General features: G+C 61.4%; 20 protein-coding genes. 5 read left to right on the top strand and 15 right to left on the bottom strand.

All coding sequences use genetic code 11. The features are described 5' to 3' along the window. Positions 1–91: 91 nt before the first annotated feature. From GYA94_RS01895 to GYA94_RS01905, 3 genes are all read right to left on the bottom strand, one after another. Positions 92–730, bottom strand: a complete 639-nt coding sequence (locus GYA94_RS01895; RefSeq protein WP_110679089.1) for a pseudouridine synthase — start codon at positions 728–730, stop codon at positions 92–94. Positions 731–736: 6 nt separating this feature from the next. Next, positions 737–2200 (bottom strand): AMP nucleosidase, encoded by a 1464-nt coding sequence (gene amn / locus GYA94_RS01900; RefSeq protein WP_009685408.1) that lies wholly within the window; start codon positions 2198–2200, stop codon positions 737–739. 176 nt (positions 2201–2376) lie between these two features. Beyond that, positions 2377–4029 (bottom strand): acyl-CoA dehydrogenase family protein, encoded by a 1653-nt coding sequence (locus GYA94_RS01905; RefSeq protein ID WP_110679088.1) that lies wholly within the window; start codon positions 4027–4029, stop codon positions 2377–2379. Between the two features lie 435 nt (positions 4030–4464). Between GYA94_RS01905 and GYA94_RS01910 the strand changes: the two genes are divergently transcribed. The 3 genes from GYA94_RS01910 to GYA94_RS01920 all read left to right on the top strand — a co-directional run bounded on the left by GYA94_RS01910 (position 4465) and on the right by GYA94_RS01920 (position 7640). Continuing rightward, positions 4465–5871, top strand: coding sequence for a PAAR domain-containing protein (locus GYA94_RS01910; protein ID WP_110679087.1), 1407 nt, complete (start codon positions 4465–4467; stop codon positions 5869–5871). Between the two features lie 620 nt (positions 5872–6491). Beyond that, positions 6492–6866 carry a hypothetical protein gene (locus GYA94_RS01915; protein WP_255326895.1) on the top strand — a complete coding sequence of 125 codons (375 nt, stop codon included), beginning with the start codon at positions 6492–6494 and terminating at the stop codon, positions 6864–6866. A gap of 309 nt (positions 6867–7175) precedes the next feature. Next, complete coding sequence (locus GYA94_RS01920; RefSeq protein ID WP_161891696.1) at positions 7176–7640, top strand: hypothetical protein; 465 nt, start codon at positions 7176–7178, stop codon at positions 7638–7640. Between the two features lie 191 nt (positions 7641–7831). Here the strand turns inward: GYA94_RS01920 and GYA94_RS01925 are convergent, their stop codons facing one another. The 7 genes from GYA94_RS01925 to puuE form a co-directional block, all read right to left on the bottom strand. Further along, on the bottom strand, positions 7832–8614 hold the full coding sequence (locus GYA94_RS01925; RefSeq protein ID WP_110677356.1) for an outer membrane protein OmpK: 783 nt from the start codon (positions 8612–8614) through the stop codon (positions 7832–7834). Positions 8615–8965: 351 nt separating this feature from the next. After that, positions 8966–9751, bottom strand: coding sequence for an outer membrane protein OmpK (locus GYA94_RS01930; protein ID WP_161891697.1), 786 nt, complete (start codon positions 9749–9751; stop codon positions 8966–8968). A gap of 153 nt (positions 9752–9904) precedes the next feature. Then, on the bottom strand, positions 9905–11260 hold the full coding sequence (locus GYA94_RS01935; protein ID WP_009683936.1) for a nucleobase:cation symporter-2 family protein: 1356 nt from the start codon (positions 11258–11260) through the stop codon (positions 9905–9907). Between the two features lie 159 nt (positions 11261–11419). Continuing rightward, positions 11420–12739 (bottom strand): urate hydroxylase PuuD, encoded by a 1320-nt coding sequence (locus GYA94_RS01940; protein ID WP_029885695.1) that lies wholly within the window; start codon positions 12737–12739, stop codon positions 11420–11422. A 45-nt stretch (positions 12740–12784) separates the two neighbouring features. Then, the gene (locus tag GYA94_RS01945) at positions 12785–13288 is read right to left on the bottom strand and encodes an ureidoglycolate lyase (RefSeq protein ID WP_009683933.1); all 504 of its coding nucleotides are present in this window, start codon (positions 13286–13288) and stop codon (positions 12785–12787) included. Positions 13289–13337: 49 nt separating this feature from the next. After that, positions 13338–13853 carry a 2-oxo-4-hydroxy-4-carboxy-5-ureidoimidazoline decarboxylase gene (gene uraD / locus GYA94_RS01950; protein WP_054911344.1) on the bottom strand — a complete coding sequence of 172 codons (516 nt, stop codon included), beginning with the start codon at positions 13851–13853 and terminating at the stop codon, positions 13338–13340. Continuing rightward, complete coding sequence (gene puuE / locus GYA94_RS01955; RefSeq protein WP_110677352.1) at positions 13853–14779, bottom strand: allantoinase PuuE; 927 nt, start codon at positions 14777–14779, stop codon at positions 13853–13855. Before puuE ends, uraD begins: the two co-directional genes overlap by 1 nt. A gap of 400 nt (positions 14780–15179) precedes the next feature. Here puuE and uraH point away from each other — a divergent pair, with 400 nt between their 5' ends. Continuing rightward, the gene (gene uraH / locus GYA94_RS01960) at positions 15180–15533 is read left to right on the top strand and encodes a hydroxyisourate hydrolase (RefSeq protein ID WP_003259496.1); all 354 of its coding nucleotides are present in this window, start codon (positions 15180–15182) and stop codon (positions 15531–15533) included. Between the two features lie 191 nt (positions 15534–15724). Here uraH and GYA94_RS01965 read toward each other — a convergent pair whose 3' ends face one another. Next, positions 15725–17074, bottom strand: coding sequence for an NCS2 family permease (locus tag GYA94_RS01965; protein ID WP_009683929.1), 1350 nt, complete (start codon positions 17072–17074; stop codon positions 15725–15727). A 283-nt stretch (positions 17075–17357) separates the two neighbouring features. Here GYA94_RS01965 and GYA94_RS01970 point away from each other — a divergent pair, with 283 nt between their 5' ends. Further along, complete coding sequence (locus GYA94_RS01970; RefSeq protein ID WP_054890194.1) at positions 17358–18113, top strand: GntR family transcriptional regulator; 756 nt, start codon at positions 17358–17360, stop codon at positions 18111–18113. A gap of 102 nt (positions 18114–18215) precedes the next feature. Here the strand turns inward: GYA94_RS01970 and guaD are convergent, their stop codons facing one another. From guaD to xdhA, 4 genes are all read right to left on the bottom strand, one after another. Further along, a complete protein-coding gene (gene guaD / locus GYA94_RS01975) occupies positions 18216–19520 on the bottom strand; it encodes a guanine deaminase (protein ID WP_161891698.1) in 1305 nt (434 codons plus the stop codon). A 10-nt stretch (positions 19521–19530) separates the two neighbouring features. After that, positions 19531–20376, bottom strand: a complete 846-nt coding sequence (gene xdhC / locus GYA94_RS01980; protein WP_161891699.1) for a xanthine dehydrogenase accessory protein XdhC — start codon at positions 20374–20376, stop codon at positions 19531–19533. A gap of 162 nt (positions 20377–20538) precedes the next feature. Then, positions 20539–22938 (bottom strand): xanthine dehydrogenase molybdopterin binding subunit, encoded by a 2400-nt coding sequence (gene xdhB, locus GYA94_RS01985; RefSeq protein ID WP_110677348.1) that lies wholly within the window; start codon positions 22936–22938, stop codon positions 20539–20541. Beyond that, the gene (gene xdhA / locus GYA94_RS01990; RefSeq protein ID WP_161891700.1) at positions 22931–24385 is read right to left on the bottom strand and encodes a xanthine dehydrogenase small subunit; all 1455 of its coding nucleotides are present in this window, start codon (positions 24383–24385) and stop codon (positions 22931–22933) included. The genes xdhB and xdhA overlap by 8 nt, the downstream gene beginning before the upstream one ends. Between the last annotated feature and the right edge of the window lie 179 nt (positions 24386–24564).

The following is a 24564-nucleotide window of genomic DNA, read 5'->3' on the forward strand; positions in this document are numbered from 1 at the left end:
CGCACAAAGCGGGGATCGCGACCCAAGGCATGGGTTTGCGCGGTTCTGTAGGAGCGGCCTTGTGTCGCGATGGGCCGCAAAGCGGCCCCCACTAGCGCTGCAATTTTGCCGGAACCTCGCGCCAGCACCCCTGCTCCAGCCCCTCCAGCGCCCAGTCACCAATGCGTACCCGCACCAGGCGCAAGGTCGGCAACCCCACCGCTGCCGTCATGCGCCGCACCTGGCGGTTACGCCCTTCACGAATCACCAGCTCCAGCCAGCTGGTCGGCACGCTCTTGCGAAAACGCACCGGCGGGTTGCGCGGCCACAACGCGGGCTCGGCCAGGCGCCGCGCCTCGGCCGGCAAGGTCGGCCCATCGTTCAGCTCCACGCCGTCACGCAAACGCTGCAACTGCTCGTCGCTCGGCTCACCTTCCACCTGCACCCAGTAAGTCTTGGCCAGCTTGTGCCTGGGGTCGGCAATCCGCGCTTGCAGCCCGCCATCGTTGGTCAGCAACAGCAAGCCTTCACTGTCACGGTCCAGCCGCCCGGCCGGGTATACGCCCGGGATGTCGATGAAGTCCTTGAGCGTCGCCCGCCCTTCACCGTCACTGAACTGGGTCAGCACGTCGAACGGTTTGTTGAACAGGATCAGGCGGGGCTCGGCCGGCGGCGCCTTGGCCTGGCGACGCGGGCCGGCGGCAGGCCGCGCCTGGGGGCGGCGCGGCTTGTTACGGGGTGGCAGTGACATGGATCCTCAGCGGAACGGCGGCTCATCGAAGCTGCGCAGTTTACGCGAGTGCAACGAGTTGAGCTCGGTGCGCAGCAGGTCGAGGGCGGCAATGCCGATCTTCAGGTGCTGGCTGACCGCCCGGTTATAGAAGGCGTTGGCCGAACCTGGCAGCTTGATCTCGCTGTGCAGCGGCTTGTCGGACACGCACAGCAAGGTGCCGTACGGTACCCGCAAGCGGTAGCCCTGGGCGGCAATGGTGCCGCTTTCCATATCTACCGCCACGGCACGTGAGAGGTTGATCAGCGGCCGCTCCTGGGCCCAGCGCAGCTCCCAGTTACGGTCATCGTAGGTCAGCACGGTGCCGGTGCGCAGGCGCTTCTTCAACTGTTCGCCACGCTCTCCGGTCACTTGCGCAGCCGCTTCCTGCAGCGCCAACTGCACTTCGGCCAGCGCCGGGATCGGAATGTTCGGCGGCACCACGCGGTCGAGAATGCCGTCGCGGCGCATGTAGGCGTGTGCCAGAACATAGTCGCCAATGGTCTGCGACTGGCGCAGGCCGCCGCAGTGGCCAATCATCAACCAGCAATGCGGGCGCAACACCGCCAGATGGTCGGTGATGTTCTTCGCATTCGACGGGCCGACGCCGATGTTGACCAGGGTGATGCCGTCACCGTCGGCGGCGATCAGGTGGTAGGCCGGCATCTGGTAACGGTGCCAGACCACGCTGGCAACCAGCGCCTGGGCTTCGCCATGGTCCATGCCCTTTTCGATGGCCACGTTGCCCGGCAGCACCATGCGCACGAAACGCGGGTCGTCACGCAACTGCTCCAGGCCATGGCTGATGAACTGGTCGACATAGCGGTGGTAGTTGGTCAGCAGGATCCACGGCTGCATGTGGCGCCAGTCGCTGCCGGTGTAATGCACCAGGCGGCGCAGCGAGAAGTCGACGCGTGCGGCATCGAACAGTGCCAGCGGCAACACGTCGGCATGATCCCAGTCGTACAGGCCGTCGGCGATATTGTCGGTGGCGGCCGACAAGTCGGTGCTGGGGAACACCCGCGCCAGCTGCGCAGCGGTGATGCCGCTGCCGGCCAGTTCGTCACCCTGGTCGACCACATAGGGGTAAGGGATATTCTGTTCGCTGACGCCCACTTCTACGGTAACGGTGTAGTCGTGCATCAGCGGGCGCAGTTGCTCCAGCAGATAACCACGGAACGCCGCGGGCTGGGTGACAGTGACGCTGTAGGTGCCGGCCACCTGCACCTTGGCATAGGCGCGCGTGGTGGCGGCGACTTCGCCATGGCTGTAGTAGGTCAGACGCAGGGCCGGGTAGCGGAACAGGTCGCGCTGCTCAGCGTCGGGTTCGGTGCGGTCTTTCAGATAACGCTTGAGCGCAAGGCTTAGGGCACCGGTGGCTTGTTCATGCAGGGCCGCCAGACGATCGACGGCCTGTTCGGGGGTATCAACGACTACAAAAGCGTGGCTCACACTGTGCTTCCTGTCTGGACATGCATGTGAACCATCTTGCCTGCCTTCTTGGCTAAATACACCCCCATTGATCGGTGCTGGATTCTTCGCGGGCGCGCCCGCTCCCACAGGTACGGCACCGCCCGGGACATCCATGAAGATCTTGTGGGAGCGGGCATGCCCGCGAAGAAGCCGAATCAATTCGCCCAGGCTGGCGTCGCCCGCGCCACCAATGCCTGCACATCCACACCACGCGGCAACGCCCCATACACCCGGCCACCCCCCGCCAACCGGCTGCCAATGAACGCATCACTCACCAACGCATTGCCCGCCTCCAGCAACAGCTTGGCCTGCAACGCCAGGGCAATATCCTCGGTCAGTTGCCGCGCGCGGTACTGCATGTCGCCAGTATCGGCAAACGCCCCCTTGAGGTTGCCGATATGCGCCGCCAAACGTGGGTCGCCATGCCCATCGCCCAGCTCGGCGAACAAGGCATCGAGCACCCCCGGTTCCTTGGAAAGGGCCCGCAGCACATCCAGGCACTGCACATTGCCCGAGCCTTCCCAGGTCGAGTTCACCGGTGCTTCGCGGTACAGCCGGGGCAGGATGCTGTCTTCCACATAACCGGCACCGCCCAGGCATTCGGCGGCTTCGTTGATCATGGCCGGCGCACGCTTGCAGATCCAGTACTTGCCCACTGCCGTCACCAGGCGGGCGAAGTGCGCCTGCTGCGGATCTTCGAGCTGCTCCAGCGCCTGCCCCATGCGCAGGCTGAGGGCGAGCGCAGCCTCGCTCTCCAGGGCGAGGTCGGCAAGCACGTTCTGCATCAGCGGCTGCTCATTCAACACGCGGCCACCGACCTTGCGGTACGCGCAGTGGTGGGTAGCCTGGGTCAGCGCCTGGCGCATCAGCGCACTGGAGCCGACCATGCAATCGAAGCGGGTCATGGCGACCATTTCGATGATAGTCGGCACACCACGGCCTTCTTCGCCGATCATCCACGCCAACGCCCCGCGAAACTCCACCTCGCTGGAGGCGTTCGAGCTGTTGCCCAGCTTGTTCTTCAGGCGCTGGATATAGAACTGGTTGCGGCTGTCATCCGGGCGGTGGCGCGGCAGCAGGAAACAACTCAGCCCCTTTTCGGTCTGTGCCAGGGTAAGGAAGGCATCGCACATCGGCGCCGAACAGAACCACTTGTGGCCGACCAGCTCATAGGCCTGACCCGAGCCCGGCGCCCCGACCGGGTAGGCCCGGGTGGTGTTGGCCCGCACATCGGTGCCGCCCTGTTTTTCGGTCATCGCCATACCCAGGGTGACCCCGGCCTTGTGCCGGTCGCCGATGTTGCGCGGGTCATATTCGCAGGCGAGGATTTTCGGTAGCCAGTACTCGGCCAGCTCGGGTTGCAAGCGCAGGGCTGGCACGGCGGCGAAGGTCATGGTCAACGGGCAGCCGCTGCCGGCTTCGGCCTGGCTGTGCAGGTAGGTCATGGATGCACGTGCCACATGCGCCCCGGGGCGCGGCTCGGCCCATGGCAGCGACGGCAGGCCGTGCTCGATCGCGGTGCGCATCAGTTCGTGGTAGGCCGGGTGGAACTCGACCAGGTCGATGCGATGGCCGTAGCGGTCGTGGCTGCTGAATTCGGGTTTGTGGGCGTTGGCCAGAAAGCCAGCCTGCATCAGCGGCCCCCCGGCCAGGGCGCCGTAGGCATCGATCCGCGACTGCGCCCAGCCCGCGCCGAAACGCCGCGACCACTCCTGGAGTGGCAGGTCGAGGCGGTAAAGGTTGGCACCGTCGAGGGACGGTGGCTGGTTGGTAACTTCGTGGGTTTCAGCGTACTGGTGCAGGTTCATCGGGGGCTCCTGGATCCGGGTAGGCTTGAAAGACCCAGTGAAGCACTGCCTGCGGGGTTGGCAAAGTGGCATTCGTGACTAAAGGTGTGGTGGTGGGGGCATGGGTTGCAGATGCATGTCTTGAGCCTGCATCTGGGCTGGCAGGTGTTCGCCATAAGATCTGCGGCGCGGGTGAGACCGAGCGCCGAAGTGTTCGCCTCGACACATTCAGCGCCTGCGAGATCGAGCGCCGAAGCGTTCGATCTCACAGGCGCTAAAAATATCTCGGCGAACACCTGTCAGCCATCCCCGGCTTACAGCGAGAGCGCCACGCCCAACAAGCATGTAGTCCAATTCTCTATTCACTGTAGGCGCCTTCCTAAAGCCTCCACGCCCCCAAAAAACCCGCCCACAGCCTGCTAGGTTCATGGCTCCCACCTCGAAAAAAGGCGAGCCATGAGCCTGCGCATGAACATCTTTGGCCGATACCAAGGCTTGGACGGCGACCACACCACCACAGGCGCCATCTGCATTGCCAGCCAGGCCAGGGGCCGTGTGCATGGCCGCAATTGGCTGCTGCTAGGCGACCCGACCACGCCCTGCCCGCTATGTGGGCAAGCGGGCACCATCGTCGAGGGCGAGTCCCGCTGGCGGCAGGACGGTATTCCCACGGCTCTGGACGGCGCACTGGTGCAATGCGGGTGCCCACAGGGCAGCAATCGCGTGGTTGCAGGTGGGGCTGCAACACCGGCGTCGCACAGGGCACCAGCACCTGAGCCTGTTCGTGAGGCACCCGCGCAGGCTCAGGCGCGTAGCCCGAGCAGAAGCACCTATCAGCCAGAAGTAGCTCAGCCTTCGCCCACTCCACAAGGCATGGAGCCTGGGTTCTACATCGTTCCGCGTTGCATGACGTATCAAGAAGTACTGGCTGAACTGGGCGCGCCGCAGGCCAACCTGCCTCGGTCAATTCTGGAGCGGCTGAACCCGACGCATCAGCGTGGGTTCAAGGCAGGTGAGATTTTTGTCATTGGTGATGGTTTGCGGCGGCCGGTATGTACGCGCGAAGAACTGTCTGCAATGAGTGCGGCGAAACAGGCTAGGGAAGCGTTAGCGGAACTGACGCCGGAGGAAGCCGAATTCTTGATGCGCCATCAGGCCGAGATCGCCGGGTTGCTCAGCGATGTGAGCCTGGCGATGGGGGTCAGCGAGGCGATGGTCGGCAAGTCGCTGGATGAACTCAGCGACATATTGCGAAAAATTGAAGACCTGCATAAAAATCAATTCATCAAACACGGGCATCTTAGGCACCCTGAATTTTTTGCAGAGCGTCAAAAACTATTTAAGCAATTGAGCTCAAATCTAAAGGCAACCGTTCTGAACAAGCGGCTCAATCTCGGTAATTATGAAAGTTTGCGTCGAGACTTGGGAATCTCGTCGAGAAGCTTGGTGCATCACTGGAGTAAGGCGGGAGGCCCGACACACATCCCCGGCTACTCGACACATTTGGATAAGCTGGCCAAGATGGCCAAATATTTAAAAGCCGGAGGATATATTGCCGTTGCTACCGGCGCGGGCGGATCTACACTAAAGATTTCTGAGGTATGCAAAGAGGGCAACACAAGTACCTGTAAAAAAGTCAGCGTTACCGAAGCAGGTAATTTCGCCGGTGGCTTAGCTGGTGGGTGGCTGGGAGGAAAGCTTGTAGGCGAAATCTCTGCGAAGATTTGCTGGAGAGCCGGCCCCTACGCCCTGGTATGCGGAGTAGTAATCACCGGTGGAGGCGCTTTGGCCGGTAGCATAGGTGGCATGGAGGCTGGCGAGGAGTTCGGCGAATTAATCTTCGAGGCCTTTGGAGATGATTGACCACCTTGACGTAAAACTAAGACTATTTCTGTTGGGCACTCCTATATTTCTCGCGTTAATCGGGCTTGCATCTGACCTTCACATCGCCTGCTCTCACCAATATAAAGAAATGACCTCAGCGCTCCAACGGAGCGCTTGCCTTCCATTTGCGACCAGCATGTGGGGAGAGAACAAAATAGGTTCCAGGATCCTAGTTATTTCTGTAATCGCTGGCACCATTGGTTCTCCCGCCTCAAGCATTCGCAGTGGGCTATTGGATGAGCAAGACCACTTACAATTCCCTAGAAAATTAAGAAGAAAAATACTTATCGCATCCTCGCTTAATACCATTGGCATTGTATGGGTAGCGGCATATTACCTAATGAAGCTAATAAAATGAGAACCACACTATGAACTCAGACCAGAAACACCATACGGAATCGCTAACCACCTCACCCTGCAAAAAACCACAGCTTTATGTCGTTTCAATCTCAAAACTCATAATCATGACTTCCTTGTCCATGGGCCTGTACCTCTATTACTGGCACTATCGACACTGGTTATTCATCAGAGGTCAGCATGGCCTCTGACTCATCCCGCTGCTGCGTACAATATTCGGAGCTTTCACAATATTTTTCTTGATGAAAAAAATCGTCGCTCGCTGTACTCAAGCGAATCAGCCAGGAGAAAGGAGTGCCATCAGTGTCACTCTGATGCTTTACACACCTATCCTATTGATAGCGTGCTGGGAATTCTATGTATCCGAAAAGTTTTTTGATAGCCTGCCACTTTCCTTTTTCACCATGATTCCGATCATGCTCACACTCCTCTACACCACCTTTTTCTCAGTCGCAATGGTGCAAATACAACAGTCAGCCAATGTTTGCGAGGGTGATGGATGCGGGTTCGAAAATTCAAAAATAACTTGGGCAAATGTTGAATGCTTGATTATCTGCTGGATACCAATCACCGCTCTATTTGGTTTCATGTCGGCTTATTCGCCATTAATACAGTGACCCGCGTTGCCCAGCGTTGCATGAGGACTCACCGCGCCCCCACACTCCCACGGACATTGAGCATCTTTCAGGCTATGCACAAATCCTGTGGGAGCGGGTTCACCCGCGAAAGGGCCGGCCTTGCCGTCAAAAAAACATGCAGTCCAAATCTCTATCTCTTGTAGGGCTCTTCCTAACCCCTTCCCACCCCAAAACTACCCGCCCACAGCCTGCTAGGTTCCTGGCTCCCACCTTGAAAAGAGGCGAGCGGGCCTCTTGCCGGAAGTGTCGCAGACATGAACGCTGGGGAGTACATCGGCGAGGAGCTAAATGAATTTATCGAGCACGAATGATCATATGGAATTAATATGGCGCCTTGCCTTTGTCGCGACACCTTTTGCACTTGCACTGATCGGATTAGCAGCGAAAGCCATGAAATTATTCATGGCGACGACGTCATGCTTCATGATCATGATCGGACTGGCATTCTATATTCGCTTGGCGCAAGCGAAAACTCTAGAAAAAATGATTCCAGCACTACCAAGCAGTTACTGGCTGAAATTAAATATTGCCATATGGGGCAAACAAAATCTTCGCTCACGACTACAGTTAGTAGGCGTCGTATCTGCCATACTTTTTTGGCCAATAAAAAACCTGCACATCCGTCACAACAAACTAGACCAAAAAGATATTGACGACTTCCCGAAGCATTTAAGAACACAGCTACGAATCAGTAACTGGCTACTTTATCTAGGCGCAGCCTGGTTTGGCATAACTTACCTCATATACAGCTAGCTTCTGAGATGAGAGTCCGCCCAAATAAGTCATTCGAATATAAATGTCGAAAGACTGGGCGGCACCAGCTACACCGCTATTCGCGGGCACGCCCGCTCCCACAGGTGCTGCGCATAACTTGAACGAAGTACGAACCCTGTGGGAGCGGGCATGCCCGCGAATGGGCCGCAGCGCGGCCCCGAGGGCTCAGGTCAGAAGTGCACCTTGACCAGGAAGCTCATGGTGTTCTGGTCGGTGGTGAAGGCATCGCTGTCCTTGATGCCGTACTTGTTCTTCCAGTAGTCATACTCCACACCCACGTACAACTGCTTCTCGCCAAAGTGCAGCGCCTTGCCCAGGTCGTACTTGATCTGCGGGTTGAAGTGCAGGTTGGCGTGGTAGGTACCACGGCGGTTCTGGTCGTTGTCGACCACCCAGTCCATGAAGCCGTCGATCAGTACGTCGGAATCCCCCACCGGGATGGTGTACGACCACACCGGCGTGATCTGCCACACATTGTCGCCGGCACGGCTGCCGTCGGTGGTGCGGTTGTAGAAGTTCAGCTGGAAGTAGTCGAAACCGGGGATGGCCAGGTCGAAGCCCGGGCCGATCAGGTACGACTCGGTATCACCCTCGCCAAACTCGTAGGTCATGGCCAGCAGCACGTCCTTGACCGGGCCGAACTCCAGCTTCTGGTCGAAGATCTTGCCAAACGACAGGCGTGGGCTGATCTCGCCATAGTAGGTGTTCGGGCCGTTGCCCTCGTCCTTCTGGCCCTGGTAGAAGATCTTGTCGACAAAGATGAAGTTGTCGCCGTACTTCCAGCCATCGGCATGTTCGAAGGTCACGGTTTGCTGGGTTGGCGGGTTGACCTTGAAGTTCTTGCCCCACAGGTAGGTCAGGCTGTTGTTCTGCCATTGCAGCAAGTCACCGCCGAAGGTGGTGCCGCAGGCCAGCAGGCCGCCAGCAAGGATCAGGCTGTTGATGATACGCATTGCGAGTGTCGCTCCCTTGTTTGATCTGTTGTCTGCGCTCGTTGTTGGCGCTTTTTGTCTTTTGAGTCAGCTTTTTTCGATAGGCCACAGCTGTTTGGCAAGGGTTGGGCCAACTTTTCCGGGTTGGCAAAACCTTCCTGCTCGACTTCGTTCTGAACGGATGAAAAGGGTCTTTCAGGCTGGCAACACGTTCGCCAACCGCCCGTATTCATTGACTGAGCGGTCAGTAAACGCAGGCAGAATCCGTTCTGCCCTGATCGAGGGGGCGCGCAGATTACTGGCTTGCGCGCCGCGCCTCAAGTGCTCCGTCCTGGAGCGCTGTGAATCAAACTTGTGCGTTTGGTCAACTTCTTAGAAGTGTACCTTGATCAGCGCGCTCGCCACGCTCTGGTTGCTGTCCAGGTTGCCGCGGCTGTCGATGCCGTACTTGTCCTTCCAGTAGCTGTACTCGAAGCCCACATAAAGCTGCTTTGCCCCCAGGTTCAGGGCCTTGCCCAGGTCATATTTGACCTGCGGGTTGACGTGCAGGTTGGCGTGGTAGGTGCCACGGCGGGTCTGGTCGTTGTCGGTCACCCAGTCCATGTAACCATCGATCAGGATGTCGGACTTGCCCACCGGCAGGGTGTACGACCAGGCGGGGGTGATCTGCCACACATTGTCCCCGGGGCGGCTGCCCTCGGTGTTGCGCACATAGAAGTTGAGGGTGAAGTAGTTGAAGCCCGGGATGGCCAGGTCGAAGCCGGGGCCGATCAGGTAGGCCTCGTTGTCGCCTTCGCCTCGTTCGTAGGTCATGGCCAGCAACACATCCTTGACCGGGCCGAACGCCAGTTTGCGGTCGAAGATCTTGCCGAATGACAGGCGCGGGCTGAACTCACCGTAGTAGGTGGTCACGCCCTTGCTGGCGTCTGCTTTGCCGTTGTAGAAAATCTTGTCGACGAACATGAAAGTGTCGCCGTACTTCCATTTGTTGGCGTGCTCGAAGGTAACCGTTTGCTGGATGCTGGGGTTGACCTTGAAGTCCTTGCCGTACAGGTAGGTCAGGCTTTCGCCGTGCCATTGCAGCCATTCGCCCGCGTGGGCAGGAACGGTGGCCAGCAGGCTGCTGCCCAGCAAGAGGGACGTGGTGATGCGTTTCATGTTGTGCTTCCCGGACTTATTGTTTTTTTTGGGTTTTTTTGGCGTGCAGGTGCCCCGGGCGGCCCATTCCGGCGGGCCGACGGTATAGCGTCTACGGCGGTTCGAGACCGGAGCGGCTACAGGCCGCTCCCGTTCACTCGAAGGGGTTTTGCCTCAGTGCTGGTGACAGGCGTCGTTGTGCACCGCGCGGTCGGCACCGCCCAGAATGTTGAACAGCACGTTCAACACCAGGGCGCTGACCGTGGCCATGGCGATGCCACTGTGGGTGATGGGCTCCATCCACTGCGGCATCTGCGCGAAGAACTCCGGGCGCACCACGGGGATCAAGCCGAAGCCCACGCTTACCGCAACCAGCAACTGGTTGCGGCGGTCGCCGATGTCGGCTTCCTGGAGGATCTTGATCCCGGTAGCGGTCACCATGCCGAACATGGCGATCGACGCCCCACCCAGTACCGCGGGCGGGATCGAGGCGATCAGGAACGCTGCCTTGGGCAGCAGGCTGAGCAGAATCAGCAGGGCGCCGGCCACGATGGTGACAAAGCGGCAGCGGACCCCGGTCATTTGCACCAGGCCGATGTTCTGGGCGAACGACGAGTGGGTGAAGGTGTTGAAAAAGCCGGCGATGAACGAGGCACCGGCATCGCACAGCAGGCCGCGGCGGAGCATGCCTGGGGTGACTTCGCGGTCGGTCACCTTGCCCAGGGCCAGGAACATGCCCGTGGACTCGACGAAGATGATCACCACCACCAGGCACATGGACAGGATCGGTGCCAGGCTGAAGGTCGGCATGCCGAAGTGCAGGGGCGTCACCACCTGCAACCACGGCGCTTCACTCAGGCCTGACAGGTCGACCATGCCGATGGTGCCGGCCAGCACGTAGCCCAGGCCCATGCCAACCAGCACCGACACATTGACCCAGAAGCCGCGCATGAAGCGGTTGATCAGCAGGATCACGGCCAGCACCAGGCCGGCCACCAGCAGGTAGATCGGCGAGCCGAACGTACTGGCATCCTGGCCGCCACCGGCCCAGTTGACCGCTACCGGGAACAGCGACAGGCCAATCGAGGTGATCACCGTTCCGGTGACCAGCGGTGGGAAGAAGCGCACGACCTTGGACATGAACGGTGCGATCAGCATGCCGAAGAAGCCGGCGGCGATGGTCGCGCCGAAGATCCCCTGCAGGCCTACACCGGGCATGCCGGCCATGGCCACCATGCTGCCCACGGCTGCGAAACTGGCACCCATCATCACTGGCATGCGGATGCCCACCGGGCCGATACCGAACGACTGGATGATGGTGGCGACGCCAGCGACCAGCAGGTCGGCGTTGATCAGGAAAGCGACTTCTTCACGGGACAGCCCGGCGGCCTGGCCAATGATCAGCGGCACAGCGATGGCGCCACCGTACATCAGCAAAACGTGTTGCAGGCCAACCAGGAACAGTTGGAACAGGGGCAAGGGTTCGCGCGGTGGCGCAACGGGTATGTACGCCTTGCGGGACTCGGACATGCAGCACCTCGAGTTTTGTTTTTATTCTCGGATCCAAGTGCCAAGCTCCAAGCGGCAAGCTTCAAGAAAAAGCTTGGTATCCGCACTGGAGCCTGGCACTCGATGCTTGCTTCCTACTACGTACAGCTTGAGGCTTGCAGCTTGACGCTTGTGGCTCGATCAGTTGACCTGGGCGCCCTTGGCGATCCAGTCACCGACCAGCTTGCGCTCCTCGGTGGTCATCTGGGTGATGTTGCCCAGCGGCATGATCTGGCTGGCCACTGCCTGCGCCTGAATGCGCGCGGCCTGGGCCTGGATCTGCTGCGGGGTGTCGAACATCACGCCGGCAGGGGCGGCGCTGAACAGTGGGCTGGTCGGTTTGGCCGAGTGGCACACGGTGCAGCGTTCCTGGATGACATTGTGGATCTTGTCGAAGTCGCCAGCACCGGCCTGGGCCGTAGCCTGGGCCGGGGCTTCGGCAGGCGCTGCGGCGGCCTTGGCGGCCTCTTCGGCGCGTTGCTCGGCGGCGGTCTTGCCACCCACAGCCGTAGCCGGCAGAGGCTGGTACTCGATCTTCGCGGCGGCCTGCTCAGGGCTCACTGCCATCGGTTTGGGGCCGGTGACGTAGGCCAGGCAAATCATTGCCAGGGCACCGACAGGCAAGGTCCAGGCGTACTTGTTGCTGTCGTGGCGGGTGTTGAAGTAGTGGCGGATCAGCACCGCAGCTACCGCGATACCGGCCAGGATCAGCCAGTTGTACTGGCTACCGTAGGTGCTCGGGAAGTGGTTGCTGATCATGATGAACAGCACCGGCAGGGTGAAGTAGTTGTTGTGACGCGAGCGCAACAGGCCTTTGGCCGGCAGTACCGGGTCGGGCGTCTGGTTGTTCTCGATCGCGGCCACCAGCTGGCGCTGGGCCGGCATGATGATGCGGAACACGTTGCCGACCATGATGGTGCCGATGATCGCGCCGGTGTGCAGGTAGGCACCGCGGCCGCTGAACACCAGGCTGAAGCCCCAGCAGGCGGCGATGATCAGCACGAACAGCACGGCACCGAGCAACGCCGGCTTCTTGCCCAGCGGCGAGTCGCACAGGAAGTCGTAGATGAACCAGCCGGCGACCAGCGAGCCGATACCGATGGCCACGCCTTCGGCACCGCTGAGGGTACTGCCAGGGGCCAGCAGGTACAGCGTCGGGTTCCAGTAGAACACCACGCACAGCAAGGCGATACCGGACATCCAGGTGAAGTAGGCTTCCCATTTGAACCAGTGCAGGTTCTCGGGCATTTTCGGGGGGGCGAGCTTGTATTTCTCCAGGTGGTAGATACCACCGCCGTGAATCGCCCAGAGATCACCCGACAACCCATCGCGCGGGTTGCTTCGGTTCAGGTGGTTCTCCAGCCAGACGAAGTAGAACGATGCACCGATCCAGGCCACGCCGGTGATCATGTGAACCCAGCGAATGCTCAGGTTCAGCCATTCGTGAAGGTGTGCTTCCACAGTATGTACCTCTGCCGATCACCGAGAACGATGACCGACCTTTTCTTATTGGTGGGGATTGAGGATCAGCATCTGTTCCTCGGTGAAGTAATGCTCATCGCAGTTGTTGCCAGAACCGCTGCGATCAACCACCAGGAAGTCATCCCGCTTTTCGATCGTCAGCACCGGGTGGTGCCAGACGCCGCGATGGTAATTAACGCCCTGCCTGCCATTACTGCGGAAGGCACGGACCAAGCCTGATACAGGTGCATCGCCAATGGGCGCGACCACGATCAGAAAGGGGTTGCCGAGCAGCGGGATGAAAGCCTGGCTGCCCAGCGGGTGGCGTTCCAGCATGCGTACGGTCAGCGGCATGTCCAGCGCATCGGCGCGGAAGATGCTGATGATCGCCTTGTCTTCAGGCTCGGCGGTCTCGACCGTGGCGAGCTTGTGAAAGCGCATGGTCGAGCCGTTGTTGATCATGAAGTGGTCGCTGCCGTCGGTTTCGATCACGTCGCCGAAGGGAGCGAAGGCTTCTTTGGTCAGGGGCTCGATCATCAGGGTGCGCATGCGGGTCTCTCTTTTATGTTCGTTGTACTGAATGAGGGTCGGCTGCCGCTTACAGCTGCAGCAGGCGGAACAGGGCGATCAGGTTGATCTGTGCCAAGGCTTCCTTGAATTCGGCCTCGCTGTCGTTGTGGATGCGCTTTTCGAACGCGGCGAGTATCTGGTGCCGGTTGCTGCCTTTTACCGCCATGATGAACGGGAACTGGAACTTGGCCTTGTAGGCATCGTTCAGCTCGGTGAAACGGGCGAACTCTTCGGCGGTGCACTGGTGGATACCGGCGCCGGCCTGTTCGTTGGTGCTCGATGCGGTGAGCTCGCCCTGGATGGCGGCCTTGCCGGCCAGGTCCGGGTGAGCATTGATCAGTGCCAGCTGGTCAGTGTGACTGGCGCTGAGCAGGATATCGCTCATGCGCTGGTGCAGCGCCTCGACTTCGTCCAGCTCACCCAGTTGGCCCAGGTCATAGGCTTTTTCGGCGACCCACGGCGAGTGCTCGTAGATGTCGGCGAATACCTCGACGAAGGCGTCGCGGTCCAGGGCGGAGGGCTTGAGGGTCTTGAAGGCGGTCATCAGGCGTTCTCTTTCTTGTACGGGTGGGTGGTGTGCCAGTGGCGGGCGATGTCCACGCGACGGGCGAACCAGACCTGCTCGTGGCTCTTGGCGTAGTCGATGAAGCGCTTGAGCGCAGCCAGGCGCGCCGGGCGGCCGACCAGGCGGCAATGCAGGCCGATGGAGAGCATCTTCGGCGCTTCGGCGCCTTCGGCATAAAGCACGTCGAACGCGTCTTTCAGGTACTGGAAGAACTGCTCGCCACAGTTGAAACCCTGCACCTGGGTGAAGCGCATGTCGTTGGTGTCCAGGGTGTAGGGGATCACCAGGTGCGGCTTGCCGGTCGGGTTGTTCGGCTCCCAGTAGGGCAGGTCGTCGTCGTAGGTGTCGCTGTCGTAGAGGAAGCCACCTTCCTCCATCACTAGGCGGCGGGTGTTCGGGCCGGTGCGGCCGGTGTACCAGCCCACTGGGCGTTCACCGGTGATTTCGGTGAGGATGCGGATGGCTTCGAGCATGTGCTCGCGCTCCTGGGCCTCATCCATGTACTGGTAGTCGATCCAGCGGTAGCCGTGGCTGCAGATCTCGTGGCCAGCTTCGGCCATGGCGCGGATCACGTCGGGGTGGCGCTGGGCGGCCATGGCCACGGCAAAGATGGTGAGCGGGACGCCGCTGTCCTTGAACAGCTTGAGCAGGCGCCATACACCGGCACGGCTGCCGTATTCATACAGCGACTCCATGCTCATGTTGCGCTGGCCTTGCAGCGGCTGGGCAGCAACCATTTCGGAGAGGAACGCTTCGGACTCCTTGTCGCCGTGCAGGACGTTGCGTTCGCCACCTTCCTCGTAATTGAGCACGAAAGACAGCGCGATGCGAGCGTTGCCCGGCCATTGCGGGTGAGGAGGGTTGTTGCCGTAACCGATCAGGTCGCGAGGATAGTCAGCGCTCACTGCAGTCTTCCTTCTTGTGCGTTGGTGCGGGGGGTGGGCGGGCCGCGTCGGGATGTCGCACCACCGGATGGGCTGATTGTATACAACTTATGAAATCTTTTGTAAGCCTGTTTTTCCGCATTTCTGCCCTTTTGTCGCTTCACTGCCAGCAAGAAATACAGTGCAAGAAACCTGCCTGATTGGTCAGATAATGAAGTGGACGTCGTTATCCCGCCTGTATTCGCGACTGCTGGGTCGTTTGTGGGCAAGGTGCGGTGGGGGGGCGACCGCTGGGTCTAAAAAATTGTGTACAATTTTGCGGTGGAATGTCTTAATAGCGTCATTCGCGCCTGCCGCAGGCCCTGTTTGGGTGCGCTGGCGAGTATTTCTTGCCCACAGATTGAACAAGAGGCGACACGCAATGGGACGTTTGACCACACACGTACTGGATGCCGCGCATGGCTGCCCGGGCAGCTCGATCAAGGTCGAGCTGTACCGTGTCGAAGGCCAGCAACTGGAGCTGGTGAACACCGCCCTGACCAACAGCGATGGCCGCGTCGACGCGCCGCTGTTGCAAGGCGACGACTACCGCACTGGCGTCTACCAGCTGCAGTTCAGCGCAGGCGACTACTACCGCGCCCGCGGTGTGCAACTGCCGGCCCAGGCGTTCCTGGATGTTGTGGTGCTGCGCTTTGGCATCGACGAGCAGCAGGAGCACTACCACGTGCCGCTGTTGATCTCGCCGTATAGCTATTCGACCTACCGTGGAAGCTAGTTGGTCGCTAGAAGAATCTTCGTAGGTCCTTTGGCCCGCTCTCACACTGGCGGGCTTTTTTTCGTCTGCAGGAAAGTGGTGGGTGATGCGGGGTGTTCGGCTTGAATGTTCTAGCGGGCATGAAATCGCGCGCCGCGCGGGCGGCGCTCGATCTTGAAAACACTAAACCTCTACAGCCAGGCTACCGGGGCTCAGAGGAACACGAACTTGGCAATGAAGATCGCGCACAGTACCCACAGGCTGGCGGAGATTTCCTTGTACTTGCCGGTACCCGCCTTCAACGCCACATAGCTGATAAAGCCCAGCGCAATACCATCGGCAACCGAGAAGGTCAACGGCATCATGATCACCGTGACGATCGCCGGAATGCTGTCGGTGGCTTCATCCCAATGGATATGCGCCATGCTGCCCATCATCAGCATCGCCACGTAGATCAGCGCGCCGGCGGTGGCGTAGGCCGGAATCATCCCGGCCAATGGCGCGAAGAACATCGCCGCGACGAACAGCAGGCCGACTACTACGGCGGTCAGGCCAGTGCGGCCACCAGCGGCCACGCCCGCAGCACTTTCCACATAGCTGGTCACCGGCGGCACACCCACCACCGCGCCGAACACGCTCGATGCACTGTCGGCCTTCAACGCCCGCGACAGGTTCTCGATACGGCCGTCCGGTGCTACCAGATTCGCCCGCTGGGCCACGCCCATCAGCGTGCCGGCCGTATCGAACATGTGCACGAACAGGAACGCCAGCACCACGCTGATCATGCTGACGTTGAACACGCCCGCCACGTCCATCGCCATCCAGGTCGGTGCCAGGCTCGGCGGCATCGACATCACCCCGCCAAATTTCACCAGGCCCAGCCCCCAGCCGGCCAGGGTCACGCCGATGATGCTGATCAGGATCGCGCCGAACACGCGCTTGTAGCTGAGGATGGCGATCAGCAGGAAGCACACCGCCGCCAGCAGTGGCCCTGGCTCATGCAGCGAGCCCAGCTTGATCAGGGTGGCGGGGCTGTCGACGATGATGCCGGCGGTTTTCAGGCCGATCAGCCCGAGAAACAATCCGACGCCGGCCCCCATGGCATGGCGCAGGCTGACCGGGATGCTGTTGAGCAACCATTCGCGCACTTTCGACAAGGTCAGGAACATGAACAGCACGCCCGAAACGAAAACGGCCCCCAGCGCGGTTTCCCAGTTGTAGCCCATGGTGCCGACCACGGTGTAGGTGAAGAAGGCGTTGAGCCCCATGCCCGGCGCCAGGCCCACCGGCCAGTTGGCGTACAGGCCCATCAGCAGGCAACCCAGCGCCGCGGCGATGCAGGTGGCGACGAAGGCGGCGCCATGGTCGATGCCGGCGTCGGCCATGATGTTGGGGTTGACGAAGATGATGTAGGCCATGGTGATGAAGGTGGTCACCCCCGCGATCAGTTCGGTTTTGACGGTGCTGCCGTGTTGCTTGAGTTTGAAAATCCGCTCCAGCCAACTCGTTTCGAGCGGCGGGGCAAGATCCAGCGTAGGGGCTTCGGATTTGCGGCTTTCCACAGCGTGTACTCCTCAAGTCTTTCTTGTTGTTGTGGGGGCCAGTTCCTGCGCCATGCACTTGGTGACCCCGCGAGGTGAGGCAGGCGTCCGACCGTTTTGTTGACTTATGGGTCAAGAAGTTGCTCGATGGATTATGCTTTTGTGTACAAAGAATGCAAATAATGTTTTATGTTTTGTGCGCGCAATGCGTCGTACAACGGCTATATAGCGAAAACGCCCCCTGCGGAATCGCCTCAGCCTGTGTACAATGGCGCCATACTTTCTCTTCGTGCCTCGAGAGCCCATGAACGAACAGCTGCAACCTCTGAAGAAACCTGCACGGGTCGGCAAGGCCGGCCGCAGCGGTACCCAGGACGACATCGTCTACGCGCATATTTTCGAGGCGATTCTTGAACAGCGGCTGGCCCCGGGCACCAAGTTGAGCGAGGAAGCGCTGGGCGAAATCTTCGGCGTCAGCCGCACCATCATCCGCCGCGCCCTGTCGCGGCTGGCTCACGAGAGCGTGGTCTTGCTGCGGCCCAACCGCGGCGCCGTGGTGGCCAGCCCGACCGTTGAAGAGGCGCGCCAGGTGTTCTTCTCGCGGCGCATGGTAGAACGGGCCATTACCGAACTGGCCGTGCAGCATGCCACCGCCGAGCAACTGAACGAGCTGCGGCAAATGGTGCGTGAAGAGCGTGACAGCTTCTCGCGCGGCGACCGTGGTGCCGGTATCCGCCTGTCCGGCGAGTTTCACCTCAAGTTGGCCGAGGCAGCGGGCAATGCGCCGCTGGTCAGCTTCCAGCGCAGCCTGGTGTCGCAGACCTCGCTGATCATTGCCCAGTACGAAAGCGGCACGCGTTCGCACTGCTCGTATGACGAACACATGCAGCTGATCGACGCCATCGAGGCGCGCGATGCCCAGCAGGCGGTGAGCCTGATGATGCACCACATGGACCATATCGACAGCAAGCTGAACCTGGACGAGGAAAGCGCCTCGGACGACCTGCATGCGGTGTTCTCGCATTTGCTGAAAAAGCCCAAGGTTTCCGTCAAGGGCTGATCGTTTGCCTGGTTAGCCCCAGGGGTGTGCATGTGTGCTCAGCCCTGGGGCTGCTCTGCAGCCCATCGCGACACAAGGCCGCTCCTACCAGGGCTGTGGCGGCTAGCGCTGGTGCACGCAACGCCCGGCAGCGTAGGTTTCACGCACGGTGCGGTCGTCACCCAGGGTGGTCAGCACGAACAGGGTCTCTTCAATGCTGTTGGACTGCTGAATGCGGTAGTCCAGCAGCGGCGTGGCCTTGTAGTCCAGCACCACGAAGTCGGCATCGTTGCCGGGGCGCAGGCTGCCGATGCGGTCGTCCAGGCGCAGCGCACGGGCGCCGCCGAGGGTGGCCAGGTACAGTGACTTGAACGGGTGCAGGCGCGCGCCTTGCAGTTGCATCACCTTGTACGCCTCGTTCAGGGTGTTGAGCAGCGAGAAGCTGGTCCCGGCGCCGACGTCGGTGCCCAGGCCCACATTGACCTTGAAGCACTCGGCCTGCGGCAGGTTGAACAGGCCGCTGCCGAGGAACAGGTTGGAGGTGGGGCAGAAGGCCACGGCCGAGCCAGTTTCGGCCAAGCGCTGGCACTCGTCGTCGCACAGGTGCACGCCGTGGGCGAATACCGAGCGCTCGCCCAGCAGCTCGAAGTGGTCATAGACGTCCAGGTAACCCTTCTGCTCAGGGAACAGCGACTTGACCCAGTCGATTTCCTTGAGGTTTTCCGACAGGTGCGTGTGCATGTACACGCCCGGGTGCTCCTTGAGCAACTGGCCGGCCAGGGTCAACTGTTCAGGCGTACTGGTCGGGGCGAACCGCGGGGTAACGGCGTAGTGCAGGCGGCCCTTGCCGTGCCAGCGTTCGATCAGCGCCTTGCTTTCGGCATAGCCGGACTCGGCAGTGTCGGTCAGGTAGTCCGGGGCGTTGCGGTCCATCATCACCTTGCCGGCGATCAGCCGCAGGTCCAGGCGCTCGGCCTCTTCGAACAGGGCATTCACCGATTCCGGGTGCACGCTGCCGAATACCAATGCGGTGGTGGTGCCGTTGCGCAGCAGTTCCTTGAGGAAGATCTTCGCCACCTGGTCGGCGTGGGCCTTGTCGGCAAACTGCTTTTCGCACGGGAAGGTGTAGGTGTTCAGCCAGTCCAGCAACTGCTCGCCGTAGGAGCCGATCATGCCGGTTTGCGGGAAGTGGATGTGGGTATCGATGAAACCCGGGGTGATCAGTGCGTCCTGGTAGTGCTCGACCGGAAAGTCGGCGGCCAGGGTCGGCAGCAGCTCGCTGGCGTGGCCAACGGCGCTGATGCGGCCATCGTCGACGACCAGCAGGCCGTCTTCGTAGTATTCATGGGATGCCTCCAGGCCCACCTCGGCAGGGTCAGCGATGCTGTGCAGGATGGCGGCACGGTAGGCTTTGCGGGTAACGGTCATAACTCACTCGTCAAAGGGCTTGGCTGCGCCGGGAGGGCGGCAGCAACTGGGCAATGGGGCCGGCATTGGCGGCAGCGTCGTGCTGGCCAAAGCAGGCGTTGTAGGTGGCGATGATTTCACCGGCGATGGACACCGCGATCTCGATGGGCAGCTTGCCCTTGACCTCGGCCAGGCCCATCGGGCAGCGCATGCGCGCCAGCAGCGCGTCGTCGTAGCCCCGCTCGCGCAGGCGGTGCTCGAACTTGACCCGTTTGGTCTTCGAGCCAATCAGGCCGAACCAGGTGAAGTCGTTGCGCTTGAGAATGGCGGCGGTCAGTTCCAGGTCGAGCTGATGGTTGTGGGTCATGACGATGCAGTAGCAACCTGGTGGCAGCTGTGCCACTTCGTCGACCGGCTCTTCACTGACCACCTTGGTCACCCCGTTGGGGATGAATGCGGGGAATTCCTGTTCACGCGAGTCGACCCAGCGCACCCGGCAGGGCAGGGCGGCGAGCAAGGGTACCAGAGCGCGGCCGACATGGCCCGCGCCGAACACGGCGATGTGCGCCTGCACGGCAGCCATGGGTTCGAACAGCAGCACGGTGACGCCGCCGCAGCACTGGCCCAGGCTGGCACCGAGGCTGAAGCGTTCCAGGTGCGGCGTGGTGCGTTGTGCTTCAAGCATTTGCCGGGCGATGTGCAGGGCCTTGTATTCCAGGTGGCCACCGCCGATGGTGTCGAACAGGCCGCTGGCGCTGACCACCATCTTCGAGCCGGCATTGCGCGGGGTCGAGCCGCGTTCCTCGATGATGGTCACCAGTACGCAGGCTTCGCCACGGGCCTGGTGGTCGGCGAGGGCGTTGATCCATTGGTGCATGATGCGACCTCTCTAAAGATCGACACGGCCCCCTTGTAGGAGCGGCCTCGTGTCGCGAATGGGCTGCACCGCAGCCCCGACAATCTATGCAGTAGCCAAGATCTTGGGGCCGCTTCGCGACCCTTTCGCGACACAAGGCCGCTCCTACAGGGCCTTGCGTTGTCAGTGGGTGACGGTTTCCAATTCCTGTTCAGACGGTTGCTGCTGGGCCACCGCCTTTCGCATCTGCTCACACCCCCACAACACCCGCTCCGGCGTTGCCGGCGCGTCGATGTTCGGCTGCACGCGGTAGTCGGCAAGGCTCGCCACGGCATCCTTGATCGCGCACCAGGCGGAAATGCCGAGCATGAACGGCGGCTCGCCCACGGCCTTGGAGTGGAACACGGTGTCTTCCGGGTTCTTGCGGTTTTCCACCAGCTTCACGCGCAGGTCCAGTGGCATGTCGGCCACTGCCGGAATCTTGTAGCTGGCCGGGCCGTTGGTCATCAGCTTGCCCTTGGCGTTCCACACCAGTTCCTCGGTGGTCAGCCAGCCCATGCCCTGGATGAAACCGCCCTCTACCTGGCCAATGTCGATGGCCGGGTTCAGCGAGTCACCGACATCGTGCAGGATATCGGCGCGCAACATCTTGTATTCACCCGTCAGGGTGTCGACGATCACCTCCACACAGGCAGCGCCGAAGGCGAAGTAGTAGAACGGCCGGCCACGGGCCTGGCTGCGGTCGTAGTAGATCTTCGGCGTGCGATAGAAGCCTGTGCTGGACAGCGACACCTGGGCAAAGTAGGCCTGCTGCACCAGCTGCTCGAAACTGACGATCTGATCGCGCACCCGCACATGGCCGTTGCGGAACTCGACGTCTTCCTCGGTCACCTGGTAGTGCCGTGCGGCAAACTCGGTCAGGCGTTTCTTGAGGATCTCGGCCGCGTTCTGCGCCGCCTTGCCGTTCAGGTCGGCACCGCTCGAGGCGGCCGTGGGCGAGGTGTTAGGCACTTTGTCGGTATTGGTGGCGGTGATCTGGATACGGCTGAAATCCACCTGGAAGATCTGTGCCACCACCTGCGCCACCTTGGTGTTCAGGCCCTGGCCCATTTCGGTGCCGCCATGGTTCAGGTGGATGCTGCCATCGGTGTAGATGTGGATCAGCGCACCGGCCTGGTTGAGGAAGGTGGCGGTGAACGAAATGCCGAATTTGACCGGGGTCAGGGCCAGGCCTTTCTTCAGCACCGGGCTGTTGGCGTTGAAGCGGCGGATCGACTCGCGGCGCTCGGCGTAGTCGCTGCTGGCCTCCAGCTCGGCGGTCATCTCTTCGAGCATGTTGTGCTCGACGGTCTGGTAGTAATGGGTGACGTTGCGTTCGGTCTTGCCGTAGTAGTTGGCCTTACGCACCGCCAGGGGGTCACGGCCCAGGTGGCGGGCGATATGGTCCATCACCTGTTCGATGGCAACCATGCCCTGCGGGCCGCCAAAGCCGCGGTACGCCGTGTTGGAGGCGGTGTTGGTCTTGCAGCGGTGACCATGCACGGTGGCATCGCCCAGGTAGTAGGCATTGTCGGAGTGGAACATGGCGCGGTCGACGATCGAGCCAGACAGGTCGGGCGAATAGCCACAGTTGCCGGCCAGTTCCAGATTGATGCCATGCAGGCGCCCATTCTCATCGAAGCCCACGTCGTACTCGACGTAGAACGGGTGGCGCTTGCCGGTCATGGTCATGTCTTCGACCCGCGGCAGGCGCATCTTGGTCGGCTGGCCGGTCAGGCGCGCCACCACCGCGCACAGGCAGGCCGGGCTGGCGGCCTGGGTTTCCTTGCCGCCAAAGCCGCCGCCCATGCGACGCATGTCCAGCACCACCTTGTTCATCGGCACGTCGAGTACTTCGGCGACCAGCTTCTGCACTTCGGTGGGGTTCTGCGTGGAGCAGTAGACGATCATGCCGCCATCTTCGGTAGGCATCACCGAGGAAATCTGCGTTTCCAGGTAGAAGTGCTCCTGGCCACCGATGTGCAGGGTGCCCTGGAGGCGGTGCGGGGCGCTGGCCAGGGCGCTGGCGGAATCGCCGCGCTGGTGGGTGTGGCTGTCGAGCACGAAGTGCCGCTTGCGCAGCGCGTCGACCACGTCCAGCACCGGTTCCAGGTCCTCGTACTCGACGATTGCGGCCATGGCCGCCTTGCGTGCGGTGTCCAGGTCGCGTGCAGCCACGGCCAGCACCGGCTGGCCGAAGAACTCGACCTTGTCGATAGCCAGCAGCGGGTCACCCGCCACCACCGGGCCAATGTCCTTCAGGCCAGGGATGTCTTCGTGAGTGATGGCGATGCGCACGCCCTCGAAGGCATAGCACGGCGCGGTGTCGATGCGCAGGATGCGCGCATGGGCACGGTCGGCGGTGCGGGCATAGACGTGCAGCTGGTTGGGGAATTCCAGGCGGTCGTCGATGTACAGCGCCTCGCCGGAAACATGTTTGTCGGCGCTGTCGTGCTTGACGCTGCGGCCAACCCCGGTGGTCAGGTGCTGGCTGAACAGTTCGGCCATCTCGGCCTGGCTCTTGGCTACATGGTGGTTAGACATAAGCGGTCACCCGGGTTTCGATGTGCGGCGATTGCTGTTCGATGAAGTACTTGCGCAGCAGGTTCTGCGCAGTCAGCAGGCGGTATTCCTTGCTGGCGCGGAAGTCGCTGAGCGGGGTGAAGTCTTCGGCCAAGGCCTGGCAGGCACGCTCGATGGCCGCCGCGTTCCAGGGTTTGCCGCGCAGCGCGGCTTCGCAGGCGCGCGCGCGCTTGGGTATCGCTGCCATGCCGCCGAAGGCGATGCGCACACCGCTGACCACCCCGTCCTCGATGCTCAGGTTGAAAGCGCCGCACACGGCGGAAATGTCGTCGTCCAGGCGCTTGGATACCTTGCAGGCACGGAACGCCCAGTCGCGGCTGGCGCGTGGCACGATGATCTTCTCGATGAACTCGCTGTCCTGGCGGGCAGTGATGCGGTAGTCGATGAAGTAGTCCTCCAGCGGCATCACCCGTTGACGCTCACCCTGGCGCAGCACCACCTGCGCATCCAGGGCGATCAGCAGGGGTGGCGAGTCGCCAATCGGTGAGGCATTGCCAATGTTGCCACCGAGGGTGCCCTGGTTGCGGATCTGCAGCGAGGCGAAGCGGTGCAGCAGGGCGCCGAAGTCGGGGTACTCGTCGTTCAGGGCGCCGTAGCAGTCGGTGAGCGGCGTTGCAGCGCCGATTTCCAGGTGGCTGGCGGTTTTCTCGATGCGTTTGAGTTCGGCGACGTGGCCCACGTAGATCATCACCGGCAGGGTCTTGTGGAACTGGGTGACTTCCAAGGCCAGGTCGGTACCGCCGGCCAGCAGCCGCGCCTCTGGGTGCGAGCTGTACAATTCGGCAAGATCCGCCACGGTCAGTGGCACCAGGCAGCGCTTGTCGCCGCTGTTCAGTTCACCGGTCTGGGTGGGGGCAATGGCCTTCAGGCGGCTGATGGTATGCGCCTGCTGGGCGTCGAACTGGTCGCGGCAAGGCTGGCGGCAGCTCTGCTCGGCGGCGTCGAGGATCGGCCGGTAGTCGGTGCAGCGGCACAGGTTGCCGGCCAGGGCTTCCTGGGCCTGGTGCAGGTCGGCGCTGTCGCTGTTCTTTTGCAGGGCAAACAGCGACATCACGAAGCCGGGTGTGCAGAACCCGCATTGCGACCCATGGCAGTCGGCCATGGCTTGCTGCACGCTGTGCAGCTGGCCCTGGTGCTTGAGGCCCTCGACGCTGATCAGTTGCTTGCCATGCAGCGACGAGACGAAGGTCAGGCACGAATTGAGGCTGCGGTAGCGCAGGCTGTCGTTGCCCTGTGCGTCCTGGGTCAGTTCACCGACCACCACGGTGCAGGCGCCGCAGTCACCGCTGGCGCAGCCTTCCTTGGTGCCGGGTTTGCCCAGGTGCTCGCGCAGGTACTGCAGCACCGTCATGTTAGGGTCCAGGGCGTGCTCACTACGCAGCTCCTGATTGACGAGAAACTGGATCACGGGGATGGCCTCGCAATGGTTTTATTGTTGTTGGGCGGACTCTAAGCAACACCTGTCCAGCAGGTCAATATTTTTCTGACCCAAGGGTCAAGAAATTGCGCATGGTCTCGCCCAACCCTCTTCATTGCCCATATTGCAAGCATAGATCGCGCCGGGCCCGCGGTTGTCTGCTGGGTCAA

Source organism: Pseudomonas juntendi (assembly GCF_009932375.1).
GTDB classification, from domain to species: domain Bacteria; phylum Pseudomonadota; class Gammaproteobacteria; order Pseudomonadales; family Pseudomonadaceae; genus Aquipseudomonas; species Aquipseudomonas juntendi.